Here is a 19,789-nt window from a genome sequence, read left to right as displayed (position 1 = left end):
TGGATGGCATGACCATGCTGGGGATCGACATCGGCGGATCGGGCATCAAGGGCGCGCCGGTGGACCTGGCGGCCGGCGACCTGGCGCTCGAACGGTACCGGCTGGAGACGCCGCAGCCGGCGACCGTGGAGCGCGTCGTCGAAACGGCCGCGGAGGTGGCGCGCCACTTCGACGCGGCGGACCGGGTGGGGGTCACCTTTCCGGGCGTCGTGGTCTCCGGGGTCGTCAGGACGGCGGCCAACGTCGACAAGGCGTGGCTCGACGCGCCCGCGGCCGACCTCTTCACGAAGGCGATCGGCCGCCCGGTCACGGTCATCAACGACGCCGACGCGGCGGGCATCGCCGAGATGCGGTTCGGCGCCGGCCGCGACCGGCACGGCACGACCATCATGCTGACCTTCGGCACCGGGATCGGCAGCGCGCTGTTCCACGACGGCGCGCTCATACCCAACACCGAGCTCGGGCACCTCGAACTGGACGGGCACGACGCCGAGCAGCGCGCCTCCGACCGCGCCCGCGACGTCGAGGACCTGAGCTGGCACGCCTGGGCGCACCGGGTCCAGCGGTACCTGCGGCACGTGGAGGCCCTGTTCTGGCCGGACCTCATCATCATTGGCGGCGGGGTCAGCAAGAAGGCCGAGAAGTTCCTGCCGTCGATCGAGATCCGCACCCCGGTCGTGCCGGCGCACCTGCAGAACAACGCGGGCATCATCGGCGCGGCCCTCGCCGCGAACGGCCAGGCCTGACGCCGGGGCTCAGGGCAGCAGCGGCCGCGCGTACGTGACGGCACGGGACACGACCTCGAACCCGGCCCGCTCGTAGACGCCCACCGCACCGGTCGGGCTGTCGGCATCGACCCCGAGCGAGGCCGTCTGCCTGCCCTCCGCCCGCGCCGCCGCCAGCACCCGGGTCAGGAGCGCTCCGGCCAGGCCGCGACGGCGCCACGGCCGCCGCACGCCGACCTGGCCGATGTAGATCCGGCCCGGGTCGGCGTCGCCGTAGGTCAGCGCGTACCCGGCGATCTCGTCGCCATCGAACGCCACCGTGGACAGCCCGGGCAGGAAGCTCTCCGACCGTACGGTCATCGTCGCCCAGTCGTCGTACTGCCTCGCCTGAGATCCCCAGTGGTCGGCGAAGGCCTCCGTGTGCGCCTCGTGCAGTTCCTTGTCGTGGCCGGCCTGGTAGCCCGTCACGCGGATACCGTCGGGCAGCGTCGGGTGCGACGCGGACCCGGTGGGCGCGACCATGTGGAACCAGTACCGTACCGGGCTGAAGCCGAACCGCCGGTAGAGCCGGTCGGCGCTGTCGTTGCCCGCCGCCGTGTCGACCTGGGCCTCCCACGCGGTGCCCGCCCCCGCGGCCCGGTGAACCTCGGCGGCCCGGTCGAGCTCCCAGCCGAGCAGGTCGCGGCCGATGCCGCGACCGCGCCAGCGCGGGTGGACGCAGCCCATCAGGTCGACCCGGGAGCCCGCGCCGGGCGGCGCGAAGACCAGCCCGACCGCGACGAGGTCCCCGTCAGGCGCGGACAGCAGGCGGGTATCGGTCACCGGGTCGCGGACCAGGCCGCGGACGGTCGACTCGACGTAGCCGGCGGTGAGGCCGGCGTGACCTCCGGCGTCCTCCTCGACCAGGTTGATCAGCTCGGCCAGCCGGGACGCGTCGGCCTCCCGGTATTCTCGCGCGGTCAACTCCACCATCCCGCGACCCTAACGACGGCCGCGACGGCGGCGGAACCGATTTGACGCCTACCGTGGGCCGGCTTGAGGGCGCGGGCCGACCAGCGCGCTCGCTACGCCGGCCGAACAGCGCGCCCGCTACGCCGGGCGGCCGGTCCCGCTCAACGCTTCGACGGTGAGCTCGTCGAGCCCACCCAGGACGAGATCGGCGAGCGCGAGGGCGTCGGGCTGCGGCGGGTACGCCGGGTGCGGTATGGCGACGACCCGCATCCCGGCCGCGTGGGCGGCGCGCAGACCGTTGCTGGAGTCCTCGACGGCCACGCAGGTGCCGGGCGCGACGCCCAGCCTGCCGGCGACCGCGAGGTAGACGTCGGGCGCGGGCTTGCCCCGGGGTACCTCCTCGGTGGACATGGCCACCGCGAACCGGTTCGTGAGACCGGTCGCCTCCAGAACCGTGCCGATCAGCCGCGCGGGCGACGAGCTGGCGAGCCCGAGCGGCCACCGTTCGCCGACCCGGTGTACCGCCTCGACCGCGCCGGGCAGCAGCGGAAGCTCCTGCGCGTAGCGGCGCGCCATCCGGTCGATCACGTCGGCGGCCACCACCTCCGGCGGGCGCCCGACGCCGAGGTCGGCGCTCAGATACCGGGCCCATTCGAGGGTGCTCATGCCCATCAGCCGCTGCTGGCTGTCCGGCAGCCACCGGCCGCCGGCTTCGGCGACGTACGCGCGCCGCACCTGCTCCCACACCGGCTCGGAGTCGATCAGCACACCGTCGAGGTCGAATACCACCGCGTCCGTCACGAATTCATCCCTCCTGACCGTTGCCCCAGGTCAGTCCCATTCCCAGTAGAACCCGACGACGGCGCGTTCGATCGGGCCGAACCTGCCGTGCACCGCCAGGTCGTCGTCGAGCTCGGCGGGCTGCCGGTCGACGATGCGCGCGTGGTCGATGCCGTCCCAGCGGGCCAGCCATACCCGGGCCGGCACGCGGCGCGGGTGGAACTTCACCCACAGGGTGACGTCGTCGGTGCGGCGCAGCACGCCCCGACGGAACTCGGGAGGGGGCGGGGTCCGGTAGAAGAAGGTCGTACGCACCTGGGTGAACGCGGTCTCCCCGGCGGCGAGCGGCCGATCCAGCAGGATGTCGACGGCGTACAGCGTGTCGGTGATCCGGTAGATCCGGTCGCCGACCCGCCCGCCGCGGGTCACCTCAACAGCCAGCTCGTCGGTGTCGAACCGGTACGGGTACGCGGTCAACCCGTCGACCTCGGCCCGGATGACCTGGATGGTCCGGTGCTCGGCGGGCGTGCCGTCCGGCCCGAGGACGTGCAGCTCGTGCAGCGCGAGGGTGCGATGGCGCGGCGGCCCGCTCTGCTGGATCTGCTCCTGCAGTGACCTCGCCTCGCCGGTGATGACCCGTACCGAGGCGGAGCCCCGCAGCAGCTCGTGCAGCCTGGTCGCATCCCGCCCATCGAGGGCGAACGCGCGCGCGAACAGGCGGACGGTCCCGGCGTCCAGCGCGGAGCCGTCGAGCGCCTGCCGCGCGATCGTCACGGGATCGGCGCCGCCGTCGCCGGTCTCGGCGAGGACCTGGGCGACCGCATCGACGTCGACCTCCTCCGGGCACGGCTGCCGCGCGCGCCGTTCCCAGCGGTTCCGGTACTCGCCGGTTCGCAGCAGCAGCATCCGAAGGTAGGCGGCGGCCTGTGCCACTGCACCGGTCACGTACGCCCACCTCCATCGACAACTCTTACGGTCGGTAGCCGTCAGCCTAGCGAGCGCTTTCTCGTCCGCGCCTCCGACGGGCGGCCCGACCGCTCTCCCGCCCGCGCCGCGGACGGCCGGCCCCTGGTTGCGGCCGAACCCTTGCTCCTTTAGTTAAGTTTCCTTATTGTCTGCTCAATCGATGGAAGCCCATCGATCAGGGCCCACACCTCGGGAGAGGCCATGAACAGAAAACGGGCAAGTTTCGTCGCCGCCGGGACGGCGGCCCTCCTCGCCGCCGGGGCCGTCGCCGTCGCCGCCACGTCCGCCAACGCGGACGGATCGGTCACCGCCTCGTTCTCCACGAACTCCTGGGGAACCGGCCAGACCGCGACGTACACGATCACCAACGGCACCGCGAACCCCATCACCTCCTGGACGGTGGAGTTCGACCTGCCGGCCGGCACGGCGCTCGGCTCCTACTGGGACGCGCTGATGACCCAGTCGGGCAGCCACGTGGTCGCCCGGAACCGCGAGTACAACGGCAGCGTGGCCGCCGGCGCGAAGACATCCTTCGGCTTCAACACGACCGGATCAGGCGCTCCGACCAACTGCACGGTCAACGGCGCTCCGTGCGGCGGCGGGAGCACGCCGCCCACCACGGCACCGCCCACGACCACACCACCCACGACCACACCACCCACGACGGCGCCGCCGACCACCCCGCCGCCCCCACCGCCGGGCGGTGGCGGCGGAAAGGTCGTCGGGTACTTCACCGAGTGGGGTGTCTACGGCCGCAACTACCACGTCAAGAACATCGAGACGAGCGGGAGCGCGTCGAAGCTCAACGTCATCAACTACGCGTTCGGCAACGTGACCAACGGGCAGTGCGCGATCGGCGACAGCTACGCCGACTACGACAAGTTCTACGACGCGGCGTCCAGCGTGGACGGCGTCTCCGACACCTGGGACGCCGGCGCGCTGCGGGGCAGCTTCGGCCAGCTACGCCGGCTCAAGAAGATGCACCCCGGCCTGAAGGTGGTCTGGTCGTTCGGCGGCTGGACCTGGTCGAACGGCTTCGGCCAGGCGGCGGCCAACCCGGCGGCGTTCGCCGACTCCTGCTACAAGCTGGTGGAGGACCCACGCTGGGCGGACGTGTTCGACGGCATCGACATCGACTGGGAGTACCCGAACGCGTGTGGCCTGAGCTGCGACACCAGCGGTCCGGCCGCCTTCAAGAACCTGATGGCCGCGTTGCGGTCCCGCTTCGGCGCGAACAGCCTGGTGACCGCGGCCATCACGGCCGACGGCAGCAACGGTGGCAAGATCGACGCCGCCGACTACGCCGGCGCGGCGCAGTACGTCAACTGGTACAACCCCATGACGTACGACTACTTCGGCGCCTGGGCGGCCCAGGGCCCCACCGCACCGCACTCGCCGCTGTACTCGTACCCCGGCATCCCGACGGCGGGCTTCTACGCCGACGCGGCGATCCAGAAGCTGATCAGCAAGGGCGTTCCGCGCAACAAGCTGCTGCTCGGTATCGGCTTCTACGGCCGGGGCTGGACGGGCGTGACGCAGAGCACGCCGGGCGGCACGGCGACCGGACCGGCGCCGGGCACCTACGAGCAGGGCATCGAGGACTACAAGGTACTCAAGAACAGATGCCCGGCGACCGGCACGGTGGCGGGCACCGCGTACGCGAAGTGCGGCAGCGAGTGGTGGAGCTACGACACGCCGGCCACGATCGGGGGCAAGATGGGCTACGTCAAGAGCCAGGGGCTCGGTGGCGCGTTCTTCTGGGAGCTCAGCGGTGACACCGCCAACGGCGAGCTGATCGCCGCCATGCGCTAGCTTCTACGATCTTGGACACTTGTGCGAGCTATAGCTCGCACAAGTGTCCAAGATCGAGTCAGGAGTGGGCGGCGTCGAGCCCCAGATGCGCCGCCACTCCGGCGATCCGCAGCATGGCCAGCACGGGCCGTTGCGGGTTCACGACGGTCAGCCGGCAGTTGCGCTCCTGCGCCAGGCGCCATCCGTGCAGGAGCGCACCCCGGCCGGTACTGTCCAGGAAGGACACTCCGGATAGGTCGACCACGAGGTCACGGGGGTCGAACTCCGCCAGCACCCACCACAGCCCCCTCTTGAGCCGTGGCGCCGTCAGGAAGTCGACCTCGCCGTCGACCGCGACGCGCACACCGTCGGCCCCGCTCGCGACGACGACGAACCGGAGCCCCTCCTCCGAACGCCGGTGCGGGTCCACAGCGCCCCCATTTCGTCCCCGTCCAAGTCACCTCAGCCTATGACTTGCGCGCCGGTTCCGCCTTCTGGGTCGAATCTCCCCGCTTTCTTCCTATTTTGCCCTATCTTAGGGGTGGATTAAGGGCGTGTAGGGGCTGGTCGATAGGGGCATCACCTGAACATGGAAGCCGTACGTCTGCTGACCGACCGGTACCGGCTGGTCGAACGCCTCGGCGCGGGCGGCATGTCCGTTGTGTGGCGGGCCCACGACGAGGTACTCGGACGCGATGTGGCAGTGAAGATGCTCAGCGGCCGGTACGCCGGCGACGCCGCCTCGCGGGACCTCATCCGCTACGAGGCGCAGGCCGCCGGCCGGCTGTCCCACCCGCACGTCACCAGCGTGTACGACTACGGCGAGGCGGTCGAGTCGGACGGCACCCGGGTCCCGTTCGTCGTCATGGAGCTTGTCGAGGGCGTCACTCTGGACGCCCGGCTCGCCGACGGCCAGCTGGCCTGGCCGGTCGCCGTGCGCATCGCCGCCGAAGTGGCGGCGGCGCTGGCCGCCGCGCACGCGCGCGGGCTGGTGCACCGCGACATCAAGCCGGCGAACGTGATGCTCACGCCGGCCGGCGTGAAGGTCGTCGACTTCGGAATCGCGGCGCTGGCCGGCGCGAACCCGGAGGATACGACGACCATCCTCGGCACCCCGGCCTACGTCGCGCCGGAACGGCTCGGCGGCCAGGCGGTGACGCCGGCCAGCGACGTGTACGCCCTCGGCCTGCTGCTGTTCCGCATGCTCACCGGTCGGCTGCCCTGGCAGGCCGAGACGGTCACCCAGATGATCGAAGCCCATCAGTACGCCGAGCCGCAGCCGCTGCCGCCGGTCGTCGGGCTGCCGTCGCGCGTCGCCGACGTGTGCGCCCGCAGCCTCGCCAAATTGCCCGAAGACCGGCCGAGCGCGGAGGAGGTCGCGCGCGAACTCGCCGCCGCCGCCGGGACCCGGGTCCCGCTCCCCCAGGACGATGCGCTGAGCTGGGATCCGGTCGACCGGACCGACGCGGACACGGCACTCATGAGCGTGGACGGCCCGGTCGCCGCCGGGCGCAGGCGTCGCCGGCCGCGGCGCCGCAGCACCGTCCTGGTGGCCGGCACGGCCGCGGCTGTCACCGCCACCGGCGCGATCGCCTGGGCGGCGGTCGGTTCGAAGCCGGCCGCGAACGCGGCGACCCTCGCCGCGGCGCCGAGCCAGCAGGCCGCACCGGCACCGCCGCCCTGCGAGGTGCGCTACCAGACCAAGAAGGACCAGTCGGGTACGTTCGCCGTCGACGTCACCGTCGTCAACCACGGCGCCCGGCCGGCCCCCGACTGGACGCTGCGCTTCGACTTCCCGGCCGACCAGCGGGTGACCGGCGGCACCGGCGCGACCTGGTCACAGACCGGCAACGCGGTCACCGCCCACGGCACCGGGGCCATCGCTACCGGCGGGTCGACCACGCTCAGCATGACCGGCGGGTACCAGGACTCCAACCCGATCCCGACGCAGTTCACGCTCAACAACGCCACGTGCCGCGCGGTGATCACCGGCGCGGTGAACGTTCCGGTGAACCTGCCGGCCACCACCCGGGCCGCCGGGGGCTCGACGCCGACCGCCGCCGGTAAGCCGGCGCCCGCCTCCGGTGCGCAGGGCACCCCCTCCCCGTCGAGCGCCCCCGGTCAGGCCGACAGCAAGCTGCGTGACCTGCTGCGCCAGATCCAGGCCGGGCAGGGCGGGAAGAAGAAGCCCCCGAAGGGCGGCGGCAAGAAGGACGACTGAACCGCCCACCGGCACCGGTCGGCGACGACCGCTCCCGCGTGGTCGCGGAAGCCGGGCCGAGCGCCTCGCGCAGGGCGACAACCTTGGCCGTCGTCGCATGTGGCAGCGGCCGCCCAGCTCCCTCTCGGCGACCGACATGGGGTGTACGGCAGAATTTCTGCGAGACATAATTGCTGCATGACCACGATGGCTGAGCAGCCGGCCCGGCGACCGCTGTCCGCGCCGTTGCGCGAACGCGGCGTGCTGACGATCCCGCAGAGCGTCCGCGAGCAACTGCACCTGGAGGCGGGCGACAACCTGCTCGTCGACGTCCAGGACGGCCGGATCGTACTCACCCCGGCGACCCTGGTGGCCCGGGACCAGGCATGGTTCTGGACACCGGAGTGGCAGGCCAAGGAGTCCGAGTCCGACGCCGACCTGGCCGCCGGCCGATCGGTGCGTCACACCAGCGACGAGGCCTTTCTCGCCTCGCTGGATGAGGACTGATGCCCACCTGGGAACAGCTGGACAGCTTCCGTCACGACCTCAAGGGGCTTACTCCGGAGCAGCGCGCCGCCTTCAAGAAAGCGGTGGAGCACTTCGTGGCCGACCTACGCACCGGCCGTTTCCGCAAGGGCCTGCGGGTGAAGAAGATGCAGGGCCACCCGAACGTGTGGGAGATGACCTGGGCACCCGACAGGCGGGCGACGTTCCAGTACGGCAACGAGGTGCAGCCCGGCGAGCAGCACATCATCTGGCGGCGCATCGGCACCCACGACGTTTTCGACCGTCCCTGAGCCGGCCGAAATCAGCAGTAGTCCAGGCCAGCAGGCGCTGGCCGGGGAACTCCACCGTCGGCGAGGCCTGCGAGATCACGTCGAGCGAGGCGTGGAACGCGGCCGCCGACGGGTCGACCCGGCACGGCCTCCGGGCGGCAGGCCGTGCCGACTGTACCGGCGGACGCGACCACCCTTTATGCTCGCGTGGGTCTAGGAGGGGCACACCTACATGCAGAACAACAGCGGGCTGTTCGCCGACGCCTCCAACTTCGAGCTGCGGTACGTCAAGGACTACGACCGGATCTCCGAGATCGTCCAGGCGCTGCGCGTGCTCGGGTTGAAGGTCGTGCTCACCAGCGGCTCGTTCGACATCCTGCACGAGGGCCACTCCATGTACCTGGAGGCGGCCCGCGGGTTCGGCGACTTCCTGATCGTGGGGCTCGACAGCGACGAGAAGCTGCGCAAGCGCAAGGGTCCGGGCCGGCCGGCCGTGCCGGAGCTGGAGCGGCTGCGGATGGTGACCCACCAGCGCGGTGTCGGCCTGGTCACGCTCAAGCACGTCGACGAGCCGAAGTGGTCACTGATCAAGGCCGTGCGCCCCGACGTGCTGGTCGCCACCGCCGAGACCTACACACCTGAGCAGATCGGCGAGCTGGAGGCCAAGTACTGCGGCCGCGTCGAGGTCCTGGAGCGGATGGCCACCGTCAGCACGTCCGCCCGGCTGCGCCGGCTGCAGATGGGGCTGGCCGAGGTGATGTCCAAGAAGCTGTCCGAGCGCCTGCCCGAGCTGATCCAGGACGTGATCGACGAGACCGGGGGCAGGTCCTGAAACAGCTGCTGCTCTACCTGCCGGTCCTCCACGCCGGGTACGAGGCGTTCCTGACCCGGCACCGCGACGCGGCCGAGGTGCTGCTGCTGGGCCGGGGCTTCGCCGAGCGGTTCCCGGCGCTGCGCAAGGACATCCGCGCGCTCACCCCCGAGCGCGCGGCCGCCTACCTGCGCGCGACCGGGACGCCGGCCACCGTCGTCGAGCCGGACGGCCTGCGCACCGCGGTCACCGCCGACACCCTCGTCGTACCGGACGAAGAGATCATGCGCGAGCTGGTCGACCGCCACGAGCTCCAGGGCGTGATCTTCGAGCGTACGTTCCTGCGCTGGGACCGGCCCTGGGCGCAAGCCGAGAAGCCGGCCGACTACGACGGGACGGTAGCGACCGACGAGGTCTCCCGGGAATTGACCCGGCTCGCGGTCGTCGAGGCGCAGCACAGCTCCGACTGGTGGCGCCAGGTGGGCGCGGTCGCCGTCCGCGACGGCAAGGTGCTGGGTACGGCGTACAACCGGCACCACCCGACCGAGTACGCGCCCTACCTTGACGGCGACCCGCGCAACGAGTTCCACCGCGGGCTGCGTCCCGACCTGTCGACCGCCCAGCACGCGGAGGCGGCGATCGTGGCCCGGGCGGCCCGCGAGGGCGTGAGCCTCGCCGGGGCGGACCTGTACGTGTCGACGTTTCCGTGCCCGGCCTGCGCCCGGTTGGTCGCCGAGGCCGGCTTCACGCGCTGCTATTTCGCCGGCCCGTACGCGATGCTCGACGGCGACGGGGTCCTGCGCGCCGCCGGGGTGGAGCTGATCTGGGTCGACCTCAGTCCCGGGGCCGGTGGCTCATCTTGAACCGAACGCCCCGGTGTTCGGGGTCGTCCACGTCACCGACGACGACGTGCACGTGGACGTGGGCGATCGAGCTGCCGGTGTAGCGTCCGTCGCCGTTGCGCGAGCCGATGCTGTAGAACGTCAGCCCGTACGTGTCCCGGACCCACCGCAGCACGGTCCAGTACTCGTCGCGGGCCGCCGGTTCGAGGTCCAGCAGGTCCTCCACGTGCGCCCGCGGCACCAGCAGCAGGTGCAGCCGCGTCTCGGCGTACGGGTACTTGTTGGTCGTGACCACCCAGTGGGCGGTCTGGTGCAGGACCGGGTGGTTGGGGTCGGTGGTCAGGTGCTGCGGGCAGAAGATGCAGATCCCGGCGTTCTCGAGCGCCTGCATGTCCGCGAGCTGCTCGGGGTGCCGGAAGTTGTCGAGCTGGTAGAGCGCCATGCCGTCGCCTACCGACGCTCGTACCGCTCGAAGGTGTAGGGCAGCTCCTCACCTTCCGGGCCCGGCTCGCTCTCGACGAGCGTGAACCCGGAAAGCCAGCCGGCCGGCATCCGCACGTCGCCCTCGACCTGCGCGTGCACCCGGGTCAGGTGGATGGTGTCGGCCTCGGGCAGCGCCTCGGCGAAGATCTGCGCGCCGCCGAGCACGAACACCTCGTCGCCGCCGGCGAACTCCTCGATCGCGCGGGCCACCGACAGCGCCGCGGACACCGACGGCTGGTAGATGACCGGCCCCTCGCCGGGGCGTCCGGCGTCGCGGGTGACCACGACCGTGATCCGGCCGGGCAGCGGCCGGCCCAGCCGGCTCACCATCGAATCCTGGTTGAGCCGCCCGGTCACCACGACGTGCCCGGACGTGAGCCTCTTGAACCGCTTCAGGTCCGCGGACAGGTGCCAGGGCAGGTCGTTGTCGCGGCCGATGACGTCGTTCTCGCTCGCGGCGAGGAAGAACGAGGTTCTCATGGCGCCACCGGGATCCTGCCGACCGCCGGGTGCGGGTCGTAGTCGGACAGTTCGAAGTGCTCGGCCCGGAAGTCGTGGATGTCGGTGACCTTCCGGCCCTCCTCGGTGAGGTGGACGGTGGGCAGCCGGCGCGGCTCCCGGTCGAGCAGCGGCAGCACCTTGTCGAGCTGGTCTTCGTAGACGTGCGCGTCCGAGATGGTGTGGTAGTAGACCCCGGCGGCGAAGCCGGTCAGCTGTTCGAGCATCAGGGCCAGCGCCGCGTACTGGACCATGTTGGACGGCACGCCCACCGGCACGTCGCCGGAGCGCTGGAACATGTGCAGGTGGATGCGCTCGTTGATCACCCGTACGTGGACCCAGCCGTGGCACGGCGAGATGGTGGTCTTCGGCTGTTTGCCCTCGCCGCGCACCTGGTACTGCGGGATCCAGGGCGAGACGAAGTGGGTCCGGTCGCTCGGGAACTCCGTCATCTGCTCGACCAGGTGTTTGAACTGGTCGAACGGCGTCCCCTCGACGGTGGGGAAGTCGTGGAACGCCCCGCCGTACGATCCGGGCCCGATGTCGCCCGGCGGCAGGCCGCGCTTGGCGGTCTTCTCCGGGGTCGCCCACGGCTCCCACCAGTCGCAGCCGAACTCGGCGAACTCCTCCAGGGTGGTCGCACCGTTGATGAAGGCGCACAGCTCGCCGATCGGCTTGCGCCAGAACGAGACGATGCTCCGGTCGGTGATCACCGGAAAGCCGTTGGCCAGGTCGAACCGCATGGTCTGCTGGATGAGCGTGCGGGCCGCCGGCCCCTGCCGGGTCGGCGACGTCTCGCCGTGCTCGACGATCCGGGCCAGAAGATCCCGGTATTGCGAGTCTGGTTCGCGCTGATCGAACGGAACGTACTGCACCGAGGGACTCTATCTCGTCCCTCCCGCGATCTTGGACGCCTGACGGTGTGATAACCCCGCTACGTGTCCAAGATCGCCGGGTAGTCACTCGTCGAAGCCGCGGCGACCCCGCTTGACCTGCGAGCGCCGGCGCTTGGCGTCCAGGCGGGCCTGCACCGCACCCCGCGACGGCCTGGTCGGGCGGCGGGTACGCGCGGGCGGCGCCACACCCTCGGCCAGGAGCGCGACGAGGCGGGCCTCGGCGGCGCGCCGGTTCTGCAGTTGGGAGCGGTGCTCGGAGGCGGTCACGGCGAGGACCCCGTCGACGAGGCGGGGCGCGAGCCGGGCGAGCGCCCGCGCCTTCAGATGTTCCGGCAGCGCCCCGGTGGCGGCGAGGTCGAAGCGCAGTTCGGCGCGCGAGTCCGCGGTATTGACCGACTGCCCGCCCGGCCCGCTCGACCGGCTGAACCGCCAGGTCAGCTCGGACCGAGGGATCGCGAGCGAGCCGGTCACCTGGAGGTATGCGTCCATCAGTCCCCCGATCAGAGGTGCGGCAGCGTACCGAGAAAGCCCTCGACCACCTGCCGGAACGCCGCCGGCTGCTCGACCCAGGGATAGTGCCCGCATTCGTCGAGCACCACGGCACGACCGGCCGGAAAGATTCCGGCCAGCGCAACCACCGGCGCCAGCCCGGTCAGGCAGTCCTCGGATCCCGCGACGACCAGTACCGGAGCCGTCACTTGAGCGAGCCGGGCGGCGAAGTCCCGCGGTGGCTCGACGCTGAAGTACCCCTTCACGGCGGCGAGGCTCCAGCTCCCGACAGCCGCGTGCGCCTGTTCCCGCGCTCCCCAGGCGGCGTACCCCACAGGCGCGGTCTCGCGCTGCCAGGCGTTGAACCGGTCGTCGTCTCCCAGATCCGGCCCGGCCTCCATCGCCGCCACGGCGGCGTCGAACGCCGGCTCGCCCCGACGCCGGGCGATCAGGTCCACGGCGTCGGAGGGTACGTCGACCAGATGGGCGGACGGCGGGGTGATCAGCACCAGGCCGGCGAGGCGGTCCGGAAACTGCGCCGCGTAGCTCAGCGCCAGCCTCGTACCGGCCGAGTGGCCGACGAGCAGCACGCGCTCGAGGCCCAGGCGGACGCGCAGGCGCTCGACATCCTCGGCCTGCCGCCAGAACGAGGCCCGCCCGACCGCACCGGGCATCGGGGTGCGACCCACCCCGCGCAGATGGGGCACCACGAGGCGGTACCGGTCACCCAGCCCCGCCAGATCTCCCAGGTAGTCCGGGTGCCGGGCGGCGCCACCGGCGAGGGCGACGAGCGGTGTCCGGTCGTCCCCGGTCGCACCCCGGTACGCGTCGTCGCGGTAGTACAGCGGCGCTCCGTCGGCGCCGGCGAAGGTGGGCATCGCCTGACCATACTGATCGCTTTCCGGCGGGCCCGGACCGCACCGGGTCCGGGCCCGCCGGGTGGCCGCGCTAGGGCAGGCGGGCCGCCGCGCTGGCGATCGCGGCGGCGAACGTGGAGACCTCGGTGTACACGCCCGGGTAGCCGGGCCGCGCGCAGCCCTGGCCGAAGCTGACGATGCCCACCTCGACCCAGTTGCCGGCGTCGTCGCGGTGGACCATCGGGCCGCCGGAGTCACCCTGGCAGGTGTCGACGCCCCCGTTGCGCATGTCACCCGCGCACAGCATCTTCGCGGCTTCGAAGTCCGAGCCGTACGCCGAACCGCAGGTCGCGTCGTCGACGAAGGGCACCTGCGCCTTGAGCAGGTACCGCTGCTGCGCTCCGCCCTCCTGCGCGGCGCCCCAACCCATGATCGTGAAGGTGCCGCTGTTGTACGCGGCCGTCGTCGCGGTCGGCAGGGTGGGCAGGTTGACCGGCGAGGCCAGCTTGATGAGCGCCCAGTCGTCGTTGTTGCTGGGGTATCCCGGGGCGCGGTAGACGTACGCGGAGCGCACCTTGACGGCCGACGCGCTCCTGAGGTCGACGACCCCGGCCGTCACCGTGATGCCCGAGTTGGCGCCGGTGCCGTTGACGCAGTGCGCGGCGGTCAGGACGACCTGCGCGGTGTACAGGGCACCGTCGCAGCCCATCGACAGCCGCACCACCCACGGGAACTCACCCTGCGCGGCTCGCGTACCGCCGACGACGGACGGACTCGGGTCCGGGCGTACCTGCGCCGCGTGCGCGGCGGCGGGCACGGCGAGTGCCCCGACCGCGGCGACCGCGACGGTGACGAGCGGCACGGCCAGGCGGCGGTGGAGCGCGGGTGCCTTGATTGACGCCATTGCTGCCTCCCCTTTCGACGCCGGCTTCGGCGCCTGGCCGCCCGGGATCGCCGGAGCGGCTCCGGACCGCCGGAGACCGGACAAGACATTGGAGGCGGTCAATGTATGAGTGCAATGGGCGCTCATTCAAGACGGTTAAATTAAAGGGGTGTGCGAATGAGGACCCCACGCCCGTCCACGCGACGGGCGAACATTCGGACACACACCCCACGCTGGGACCCGCTAACGCCGCCGGCTACGGGCTTTCAGGATCGAACGCAGACTCAGCAGCGCGACGACACCCACGATCTGCCCACCCACGACGATCTTGTTAATGTCGATCGCCGGGTGCCACCTGACATTGCCGTCCTTGATGACGAATGCGCCGATCGGCGTCGTCGTCACACCGAACCCGGCGCCCCCACCGTCGCCCTCGTTCTCCGAGCCGCCACCCGCGCCACCACGGACCTTCGCCGCCGGCACCACAACAACGTCGCCCTGGACGATCGGATCACCGAACGCCATCCGGACCGTCATGGCGTCCCGCGCCTTCGCCAGCACGTCGCTCGCCTTCATCCCGCACCTCCTGTCGACAGTTCCAACCGGTACATCCTGCACGTCCGCCCATCCCGCGCAGGCGACGATCCGCCCCGCGCAGGCGGCCCGTCCCGCGCAGGCGGCGATCAACGAGAGGCCTATCGTCCAGGGATCATGGTTTCGCTACTGTTCGCGGTCACGACCGCGCTCGTCTGGGGCGCGGCCGACTTCTCCGGCGGCAAGGCCACCCAGCGCGCGTCGACGCTGGCCGTATCCGTAACCTCCAAGCTCGCCGGCCTGCCGGTGCTCGCACTCGGGCTGGCCGTCACCGGCGGCACACCGACCCGGGCGGCCCTGGGCTGGGGCGTCCTGGCGGGGGTGTTCGGCCTGACCGGCATCATCCTGCTCTACCGGGGCCTCGCCACCGGAGCGATGACCGTGGTGGCGCCCGTGACGGCGGTGACGTCGGCGCTCGTACCGTTTCTCATCGGCATCGTCGTCGACGGCGCGCCGGCGCCGGCGGCGATGACCGGCGCGGCGTGCGCGATCGGCGCCATCGCGCTCGTGAGTACCGGGCCGGGCGACGGGCGCAAGCACGTGGGTCCGGCCATCGTCGGCCTGGCACTCGCCGCGGGGGCGGGCTTCGGCCTGTTCATGACGATGCTGTCGCGCGCCGGCGCCGGCGCCGGGATGTGGCCCCTGGCGGCCGCCCAGTTCACCGGCCTCGCCATGGGCTGGCTGCTGGCGCGCCGCGCGCGCACCGCCCCGCTGCTGACCGGCCCGGCGCTGCGCTGGGCGTTGGCAGCCGGCGCGCTCGACTTCACCGCGAACCTCACGTACGTGCTCGCCGCGCGGGACGGCGCCCTGAGCGTCGTCGCGCCGATCTCCTCGCTGTACCCGGCAACCACCGTCCTGCTGGCCCTCGCGGTCGACCGGGAGCGGATCAGACTGCTCCAACTGGCCGGGCTCGGCCTCGCCGCCGCCTCGCTGATCCTGGCGGCATCCTGAACACACACCGCGACCGCATCCGTCACAGGCAGCTATAAACCCCCCTGCGTATAGGGGAAACCCTATCGACGTTCGTCTTTCTCATGAAACATATCCGGTTCATGCTTTCACTCATTCCGATCGATAAATCGGACTGAGGGGATGAAGTATGAAACGGATCGTCACAGCGGGTACGGTCGCGTCCGTCGTCGGGCTCGGCGTCGTAGCCGTTGTCACCCCGTCGGACGCGAGCACCGGTCGCGTCGACACGGAGGCGTTCGCCGTGTCCCACGCGACGGCGGCCCTGCACACGCACGCGACGGAGGTCGGGGTCACCGACGCCGACCAGTTCCAGGTCCGGAACACGACCGTGGACCGCGACGGCACCTCGCACGTCCGGTACGACCGGGTACACGCCGGGCTTCCCGTCCTCGGCGGCGACATCGTCGTCCACCTGGACAAGGCCGGCACGATGCGGGCGATGTCGGCGCAGCCGCTGGCGGCGCCCCTGTCGGCGCCCACCACCCCGACCGTGACCGCGACCGTCGCCGCCCAGGCGGCGACGGCGAAGTTCCACGGTACGGGCGCGGCCACGGCGCCGAGCCTCGCCATCGACGCGGCCGGGACACCACACCTGGTCTGGAAAACCTCGATACCCGGCGTGCGCGGCGAGGACGGCGACACGACCACGATGACGGTCCTCGTCGACGCCACGACGGGCGCCGTCAGCGACTCCTGGCCCGACCACGAGACCGGCACCGGAACCGGCTTCAACGTCGGCACCGTGACCCTCGACACCACGAAGTCGGGCAGCTCGTACCAGCTCAAGGACCCGAAGCGCGGCGGCAATTACACCGTCGACGCCGGCAACGGCAACGCCGTGTTCACCGACGCCGACGACGTCTGGGGCACCGGGTCACTGAGCGACCGGCAGACCATCGCGGTCGACGCGCAGTACGGCGTCGCGGAGACCTGGGACTACTACAAGGCCGTGCACGGCCGTAACGGCATCGCGAACGACGGCCGGGGCAGCTACAACGCCGTCCACTACGGCTCGGGGTACAACAACGCGTTCTGGTCGGATTCCTGCTTCTGCATGACCTACGGCGACGGCGACGGCACGCAGTTCAACCCGTTCGTCGCGCTCGACGTCGCCGGCCACGAGATGAGCCACGGCGTCACGTCCCGCACGGCCGGCCTGCGCTACTCCGGCGAGTCCGGCGGCCTCAACGAGGCGACCAGCGACATCTTCGGCACGATGGTCGAGTTCTACGCCAACAACCCCAAGGACGTCCCCGACTACCTCATCGGCGAGAAGATCCGCAAGAACGGCCAGCCGCTGCGGTACATGGACGACCCGGGCAAGGACGGGAAGTCGGCGAGCTGCTGGACGCCGAGCGTCGGCAGCCTGGACGTGCACTACTCGTCGGGCGTGGCCAACCACTTCTTCTTCCTGCTGGCGGTCGGCAGCGGCGCCCACACCGTCAACGGGGTCGCGTACAACAGCCCGACCTGCAACGGCGCGCCCGGCGTCACCGGCGTCGGGAACTCGGCGGCGGAGAAGATCTGGTACCGGGCGCTGACGACGTACATGACGTCGACCACCAACTACAAGGGCGCGCGTACTGCCACGCTGAACGCGGCGAGCGACCTGTTCGGCGCGAACAGCACGCAGTACAAGGCGGTCGCCGCGGCGTGGACCGCGGTCGCCGTCAGCTAGTACCCGGCGCCACCGAGCGGTTCGGGCGAAGGGTCCAGAGCACGCGCATGTCGGCGGTGACCGTGCCGTCGAGCGTCGCGATCTCGACGGACACCTCGAACTCCGGCCGGGTACCGGCATCGAGCTCGGCGACGACCTCGGTCACCGGACGCGACAGCCGGGCGGTCGCCCGTACCTCGCCCATGGCCAGCTTGCGGTACGCGATGTCGGCGCGTACCGCAAGCGGCGTGGCGCGGTCGAGTTGGCCGCCGAACGCCGCCATGACGACCGCGCCGGACGCCGTCTCGCCGAGCGTGAACATCGCCCCCGCGTGCGGGCCGCCCACGTGGTTGTGGAAGTCGGCGACGTCGGGCAGCGCGACCACCACGCGCACCCCGTCGGCGCCGTCGGGAGCGAGCTCCAGGTAACGGATTCCGAGCGTACGCGCGAAGGGCACCGCGCCGGTCATCATCGCCGCGAGCGTCGGCAGGTCGGGGAGAACGGTCATGCCCGGATGTTACTCGCTAGTAGCGAAGCTCAGTGCATGCCGACGTCGATCCGCTTCCCGCGCTCGTCGAAGAAGTGCAGCGCCTCCATGCGTACCCGCACCGCCAACGGCGTTCCCTGCGTCAACGCCGGGTACGGCGCCAACCGGACCACCAGTTCGGCCGGCCGGCGGTGATGGCGGCCACCGTCGGAGGGGGTGAACCGCGACTCGGCCGAGCCGTTCTGGTGGGCGCGGCCGTGCGACGCGACGTCGTCCGTACCCGGCCCGCCGACGGCGCGACCCGCGAAGCGGCTCACCAGGCGGCGGAGCCCGTTCGGCGCGCCGGAGCCGGATGCCGGCTGGGTGGCCATCTCGTCGACGACCACCGCCGTGGCACCGATGTCGAGGAACGCGAGGGTCTCGTGCCCGTGGTGCTCGAGGTAGCGCACCCGGCCGTGGATGACGTCACCCTCGGCGGAGCTGACGACCGGGATAAGCGCCTCGGCCCGGATCCCGACGATGATGCGCTCGCCGTGGAAGTGCGCCACGTGGCGGGCACGTACGTCGTTCCACGGCAGGTAGAGCGACTGATCGCCGAAGTGCAGCGCGACGTGGCGGTCGAGGCTGACGTAGACCGACGCCTCGAGCAGGTTCATCCGGGGGCTACCGAGGAAGGCGGCGACGTACAGGGTCGCCGGCCGGCCGTACACCTGGGTCGGCGTGCCCACGTCCTGCAGTACGCCCCGCCTCATGATCGCCACGCGGTCGGCCATGGTCAGCGCCTCCGCCTGGTCGTGGGTCACGTACACGCACGTGACGCCGAGCTCGCGGACCAGGCCGGCGATCTCGGCCCTCAGTTCGGCGCGCAGACCGCTGTCAAGATTGGACAGTGGTTCGTCCATGAGGAACAGTCCCGGTCGGCGTACGATCGCCCGGCCCATCGCGACCCGCTGGCGCTGACCACCCGACAGCTGTGAGGGTTTGCGCCCGAGCACGTCACCGATGCCCAGCGCGCTGGCGATCTGGGCGACCTGCTCGGATCGGACACCCGGGTCAACGCCGGACAGGCGCAGCGGGAAGCCGATGTTGTCGGCGACCGTCATGTGCGGATAGAGCGCGAAGTCCTGGAAGACCATCGCCACTCCCCGCTCGCGGGGTGGGAGGTCGTTGGCGGCCTCGCCGTTCAGCAGGATGATCCCGTCGCTAGCGTCCTCCAGCCCGGCGATCATCCGCAGCACGGTCGACTTGCCACAGCCCGACGGCCCGAGCAGCACCATGAACTCCCCGGCGGCGACATCGAAGCTGACGTTGTCCACCGCCACCGTGCCGTCCGGGAATACTTTTGTCACATCCTTGAGCGCGACGGTTGTAGTCACCGTCACACCTCCGCCCCACGGTCAATATGAGCAGGATCGCTCAACCCGGGTACCGACTGTGACCAATGTGTCTGCTCTCGCCTATCGGCTAAACGTCCCATGTGCACGTGGTGACGAGAGCACTACCAAAAAGTGAACGGAGGAGCTTACTTTGATGCCTTACTGACCGATACGTCCATCAATGCGCTCTCGGAGCAGATCGGCGTGTCCATTGTGGCGGGCGTACTCCTCCACCATGTGGACCAGGACCTCCCGCAACGAGATCTGCCCGTTACCTGGAAGGCTGCGAATTATGTCAAGGTTCGGGGCCGCAGCGATGAACTGGTCGGTGAAGGCACATTCCTCCCGCCATGCCTGCCACGCTTCGGCGACGACGTCGGGGTCGGCGACCGCGCCGTCGAAATCCCCGTCGTCGAAACCCCCGCCCGGGCTGGCGGCCTGGTAGCGCCGCGGAACGTCGAGCCCTGCCATCCGCTGCCGAAACCAGATGCGCTCCACCTCGGCCATATGCCTCACGAGGCCGAGCAGCGACAACGTCGACGGCGGCACCGAACGGCGCGCCAACTCCTCGGGGGTCAGACCGCCGCACTTGACCTCGAGTGTCAACCGCTGGCCACGCAGGAATTCGCACAGCGTGGCCCGCTCGTCCCCGAGGGAGGTGCCACCCCCGCGCGGATCGTCGGCGGGATCGTCGAAGAACAGGTCCGCACGTTTCCGGCTTTCACCCATGTTTACGATCATCGACGCTCCGCGCG

23 protein-coding genes are annotated in these 19,789 nt (G+C 71.0%); 9 read left to right on the top strand and 14 right to left on the bottom strand.

Going from position 1 to position 19,789, the window contains the following annotated elements; translation table 11 throughout:
• On the top strand, window positions 1–746 hold a 746-nt coding region (gene ppgK / locus HC031_RS24655), incomplete at its 5' end, for a polyphosphate--glucose phosphotransferase (RefSeq protein ID WP_240942900.1).
• Between the two features lie 9 nt (window positions 747–755).
• On the opposite strand, the gene HC031_RS24650 is transcribed toward ppgK, so the two are convergent.
• From HC031_RS24650 to HC031_RS24640, 3 genes are all read right to left on the bottom strand, one after another.
• Entirely contained in the window at window positions 756–1,697 is a 942-nt protein-coding gene (locus HC031_RS24650) for a GNAT family N-acetyltransferase (RefSeq protein ID WP_167927785.1), read from the bottom strand.
• Between the two features lie 117 nt (window positions 1,698–1,814).
• Window positions 1,815–2,477: an HAD-IA family hydrolase gene (locus tag HC031_RS24645; RefSeq protein WP_167927784.1), complete on the bottom strand. Its 663-nt coding sequence runs from the start codon at window positions 2,475–2,477 to the stop codon at window positions 1,815–1,817.
• Between the two features lie 30 nt (window positions 2,478–2,507).
• A complete protein-coding gene (locus HC031_RS24640) occupies window positions 2,508–3,401 on the bottom strand; it encodes a hypothetical protein (RefSeq protein WP_167927783.1) in 894 nt (297 codons plus the stop codon).
• Window positions 3,402–3,623: 222 nt separating this feature from the next.
• On the opposite strand from HC031_RS24640, the gene HC031_RS24635 reads away from it, so the two are divergent.
• Complete coding sequence (locus HC031_RS24635) at window positions 3,624–5,234, top strand: glycosyl hydrolase family 18 protein (RefSeq protein WP_167927782.1); 1,611 nt, start codon at window positions 3,624–3,626, stop codon at window positions 5,232–5,234.
• Window positions 5,235–5,292: 58 nt separating this feature from the next.
• Here the strand turns inward: HC031_RS24635 and HC031_RS33415 are convergent, their stop codons facing one another.
• Entirely contained in the window at window positions 5,293–5,643 is a 351-nt protein-coding gene (locus tag HC031_RS33415) for an anti-sigma factor antagonist (RefSeq protein WP_167927781.1), read from the bottom strand.
• Between the two features lie 159 nt (window positions 5,644–5,802).
• Between HC031_RS33415 and HC031_RS24625 the strand changes: the two genes are divergently transcribed.
• The 5 genes from HC031_RS24625 to HC031_RS24605 all read left to right on the top strand — a co-directional run bounded on the left by HC031_RS24625 (window position 5,803) and on the right by HC031_RS24605 (window position 9,863).
• Complete coding sequence (locus HC031_RS24625; RefSeq protein ID WP_167927780.1) at window positions 5,803–7,434, top strand: serine/threonine-protein kinase; 1,632 nt, start codon at window positions 5,803–5,805, stop codon at window positions 7,432–7,434.
• Between the two features lie 177 nt (window positions 7,435–7,611).
• Window positions 7,612–7,920, top strand: a complete 309-nt coding sequence (locus tag HC031_RS24620) for an AbrB/MazE/SpoVT family DNA-binding domain-containing protein (protein ID WP_167927779.1) — start codon at window positions 7,612–7,614, stop codon at window positions 7,918–7,920.
• Window positions 7,920–8,210: a hypothetical protein gene (locus HC031_RS24615; RefSeq protein ID WP_167927778.1), complete on the top strand. Its 291-nt coding sequence runs from the start codon at window positions 7,920–7,922 to the stop codon at window positions 8,208–8,210. The genes HC031_RS24620 and HC031_RS24615 overlap by 1 nt, the downstream gene beginning before the upstream one ends.
• Before the next feature lie 211 nt (window positions 8,211–8,421).
• The gene (locus HC031_RS24610; protein ID WP_167927777.1) at window positions 8,422–9,021 is read left to right on the top strand and encodes an adenylyltransferase/cytidyltransferase family protein; all 600 of its coding nucleotides are present in this window, start codon (window positions 8,422–8,424) and stop codon (window positions 9,019–9,021) included.
• Between the two features lie 77 nt (window positions 9,022–9,098).
• The gene (locus HC031_RS24605; RefSeq protein WP_205863187.1) at window positions 9,099–9,863 is read left to right on the top strand and encodes a deaminase; all 765 of its coding nucleotides are present in this window, start codon (window positions 9,099–9,101) and stop codon (window positions 9,861–9,863) included.
• Here the strand turns inward: HC031_RS24605 and HC031_RS24600 are convergent.
• The 7 genes from HC031_RS24600 to HC031_RS24570 all read right to left on the bottom strand — a co-directional run bounded on the left by HC031_RS24600 (window position 9,835) and on the right by HC031_RS24570 (window position 14,635).
• The gene (locus tag HC031_RS24600) at window positions 9,835–10,284 is read right to left on the bottom strand and encodes an HIT family protein (protein ID WP_167927776.1); all 450 of its coding nucleotides are present in this window, start codon (window positions 10,282–10,284) and stop codon (window positions 9,835–9,837) included. The genes HC031_RS24605 and HC031_RS24600 overlap by 29 nt on opposite strands.
• Window positions 10,285–10,292: 8 nt before the next feature.
• Window positions 10,293–10,805 carry a dihydrofolate reductase gene (locus HC031_RS24595; RefSeq protein WP_167927775.1) on the bottom strand — a complete coding sequence of 171 codons (513 nt, stop codon included), beginning with the start codon at window positions 10,803–10,805 and terminating at the stop codon, window positions 10,293–10,295.
• Window positions 10,802–11,698 carry a thymidylate synthase gene (gene thyA, locus HC031_RS24590; RefSeq protein WP_167927774.1) on the bottom strand — a complete coding sequence of 299 codons (897 nt, stop codon included), beginning with the start codon at window positions 11,696–11,698 and terminating at the stop codon, window positions 10,802–10,804. The genes HC031_RS24595 and thyA overlap by 4 nt, the downstream gene beginning before the upstream one ends.
• Before the next feature lie 84 nt (window positions 11,699–11,782).
• A complete protein-coding gene (arfB, locus tag HC031_RS24585; protein WP_167927773.1) occupies window positions 11,783–12,208 on the bottom strand; it encodes an alternative ribosome rescue aminoacyl-tRNA hydrolase ArfB in 426 nt (141 codons plus the stop codon).
• A gap of 11 nt (window positions 12,209–12,219) precedes the next feature.
• Window positions 12,220–13,086 carry an alpha/beta fold hydrolase gene (locus HC031_RS24580; RefSeq protein WP_167927772.1) on the bottom strand — a complete coding sequence of 289 codons (867 nt, stop codon included), beginning with the start codon at window positions 13,084–13,086 and terminating at the stop codon, window positions 12,220–12,222.
• A gap of 70 nt (window positions 13,087–13,156) precedes the next feature.
• Window positions 13,157–13,969 carry a S1 family peptidase gene (locus tag HC031_RS24575; protein ID WP_167927771.1) on the bottom strand — a complete coding sequence of 271 codons (813 nt, stop codon included), beginning with the start codon at window positions 13,967–13,969 and terminating at the stop codon, window positions 13,157–13,159.
• 222 nt (window positions 13,970–14,191) lie between these two features.
• Window positions 14,192–14,635, bottom strand: a complete 444-nt coding sequence (locus tag HC031_RS24570) for a spore germination protein GerW family protein (protein WP_240942899.1) — start codon at window positions 14,633–14,635, stop codon at window positions 14,192–14,194.
• Window positions 14,636–14,659: 24 nt separating this feature from the next.
• On the opposite strand from HC031_RS24570, the gene HC031_RS24565 reads away from it, so the two are divergent.
• Entirely contained in the window at window positions 14,660–15,493 is an 834-nt protein-coding gene (locus tag HC031_RS24565) for a DMT family transporter (RefSeq protein WP_167927770.1), read from the top strand.
• Window positions 15,494–15,641: 148 nt separating this feature from the next.
• Window positions 15,642–17,192, top strand: coding sequence for a M4 family metallopeptidase (locus HC031_RS24560; protein ID WP_167927769.1), 1,551 nt, complete (start codon window positions 15,642–15,644; stop codon window positions 17,190–17,192).
• Here HC031_RS24560 and HC031_RS24555 read toward each other — a convergent pair.
• The 3 genes from HC031_RS24555 to HC031_RS24545 form a co-directional block, all read right to left on the bottom strand.
• Entirely contained in the window at window positions 17,185–17,679 is a 495-nt protein-coding gene (locus HC031_RS24555; protein ID WP_167927768.1) for a DUF4442 domain-containing protein, read from the bottom strand. The genes HC031_RS24560 and HC031_RS24555 overlap by 8 nt on opposite strands.
• 29 nt (window positions 17,680–17,708) lie before the next feature.
• Window positions 17,709–19,034, bottom strand: a complete 1,326-nt coding sequence (locus HC031_RS24550; protein ID WP_167927767.1) for an ATP-binding cassette domain-containing protein — start codon at window positions 19,032–19,034, stop codon at window positions 17,709–17,711.
• Window positions 19,035–19,193: 159 nt separating this feature from the next.
• On the bottom strand, window positions 19,194–19,775 hold the full coding sequence (locus HC031_RS24545; RefSeq protein ID WP_205863186.1) for a DinB family protein: 582 nt from the start codon (window positions 19,773–19,775) through the stop codon (window positions 19,194–19,196).
• Window positions 19,776–19,789: the final 14 nt, after the last annotated feature.

This window comes from Planosporangium thailandense (assembly GCF_011947195.1).
GTDB lineage: Bacteria > Actinomycetota > Actinomycetes > Mycobacteriales > Micromonosporaceae > Planosporangium > Planosporangium thailandense.
The sequence above is the reverse complement of the archived record's forward strand: the minus strand, read 5'-3'. Positions and strand labels throughout refer to the sequence as shown.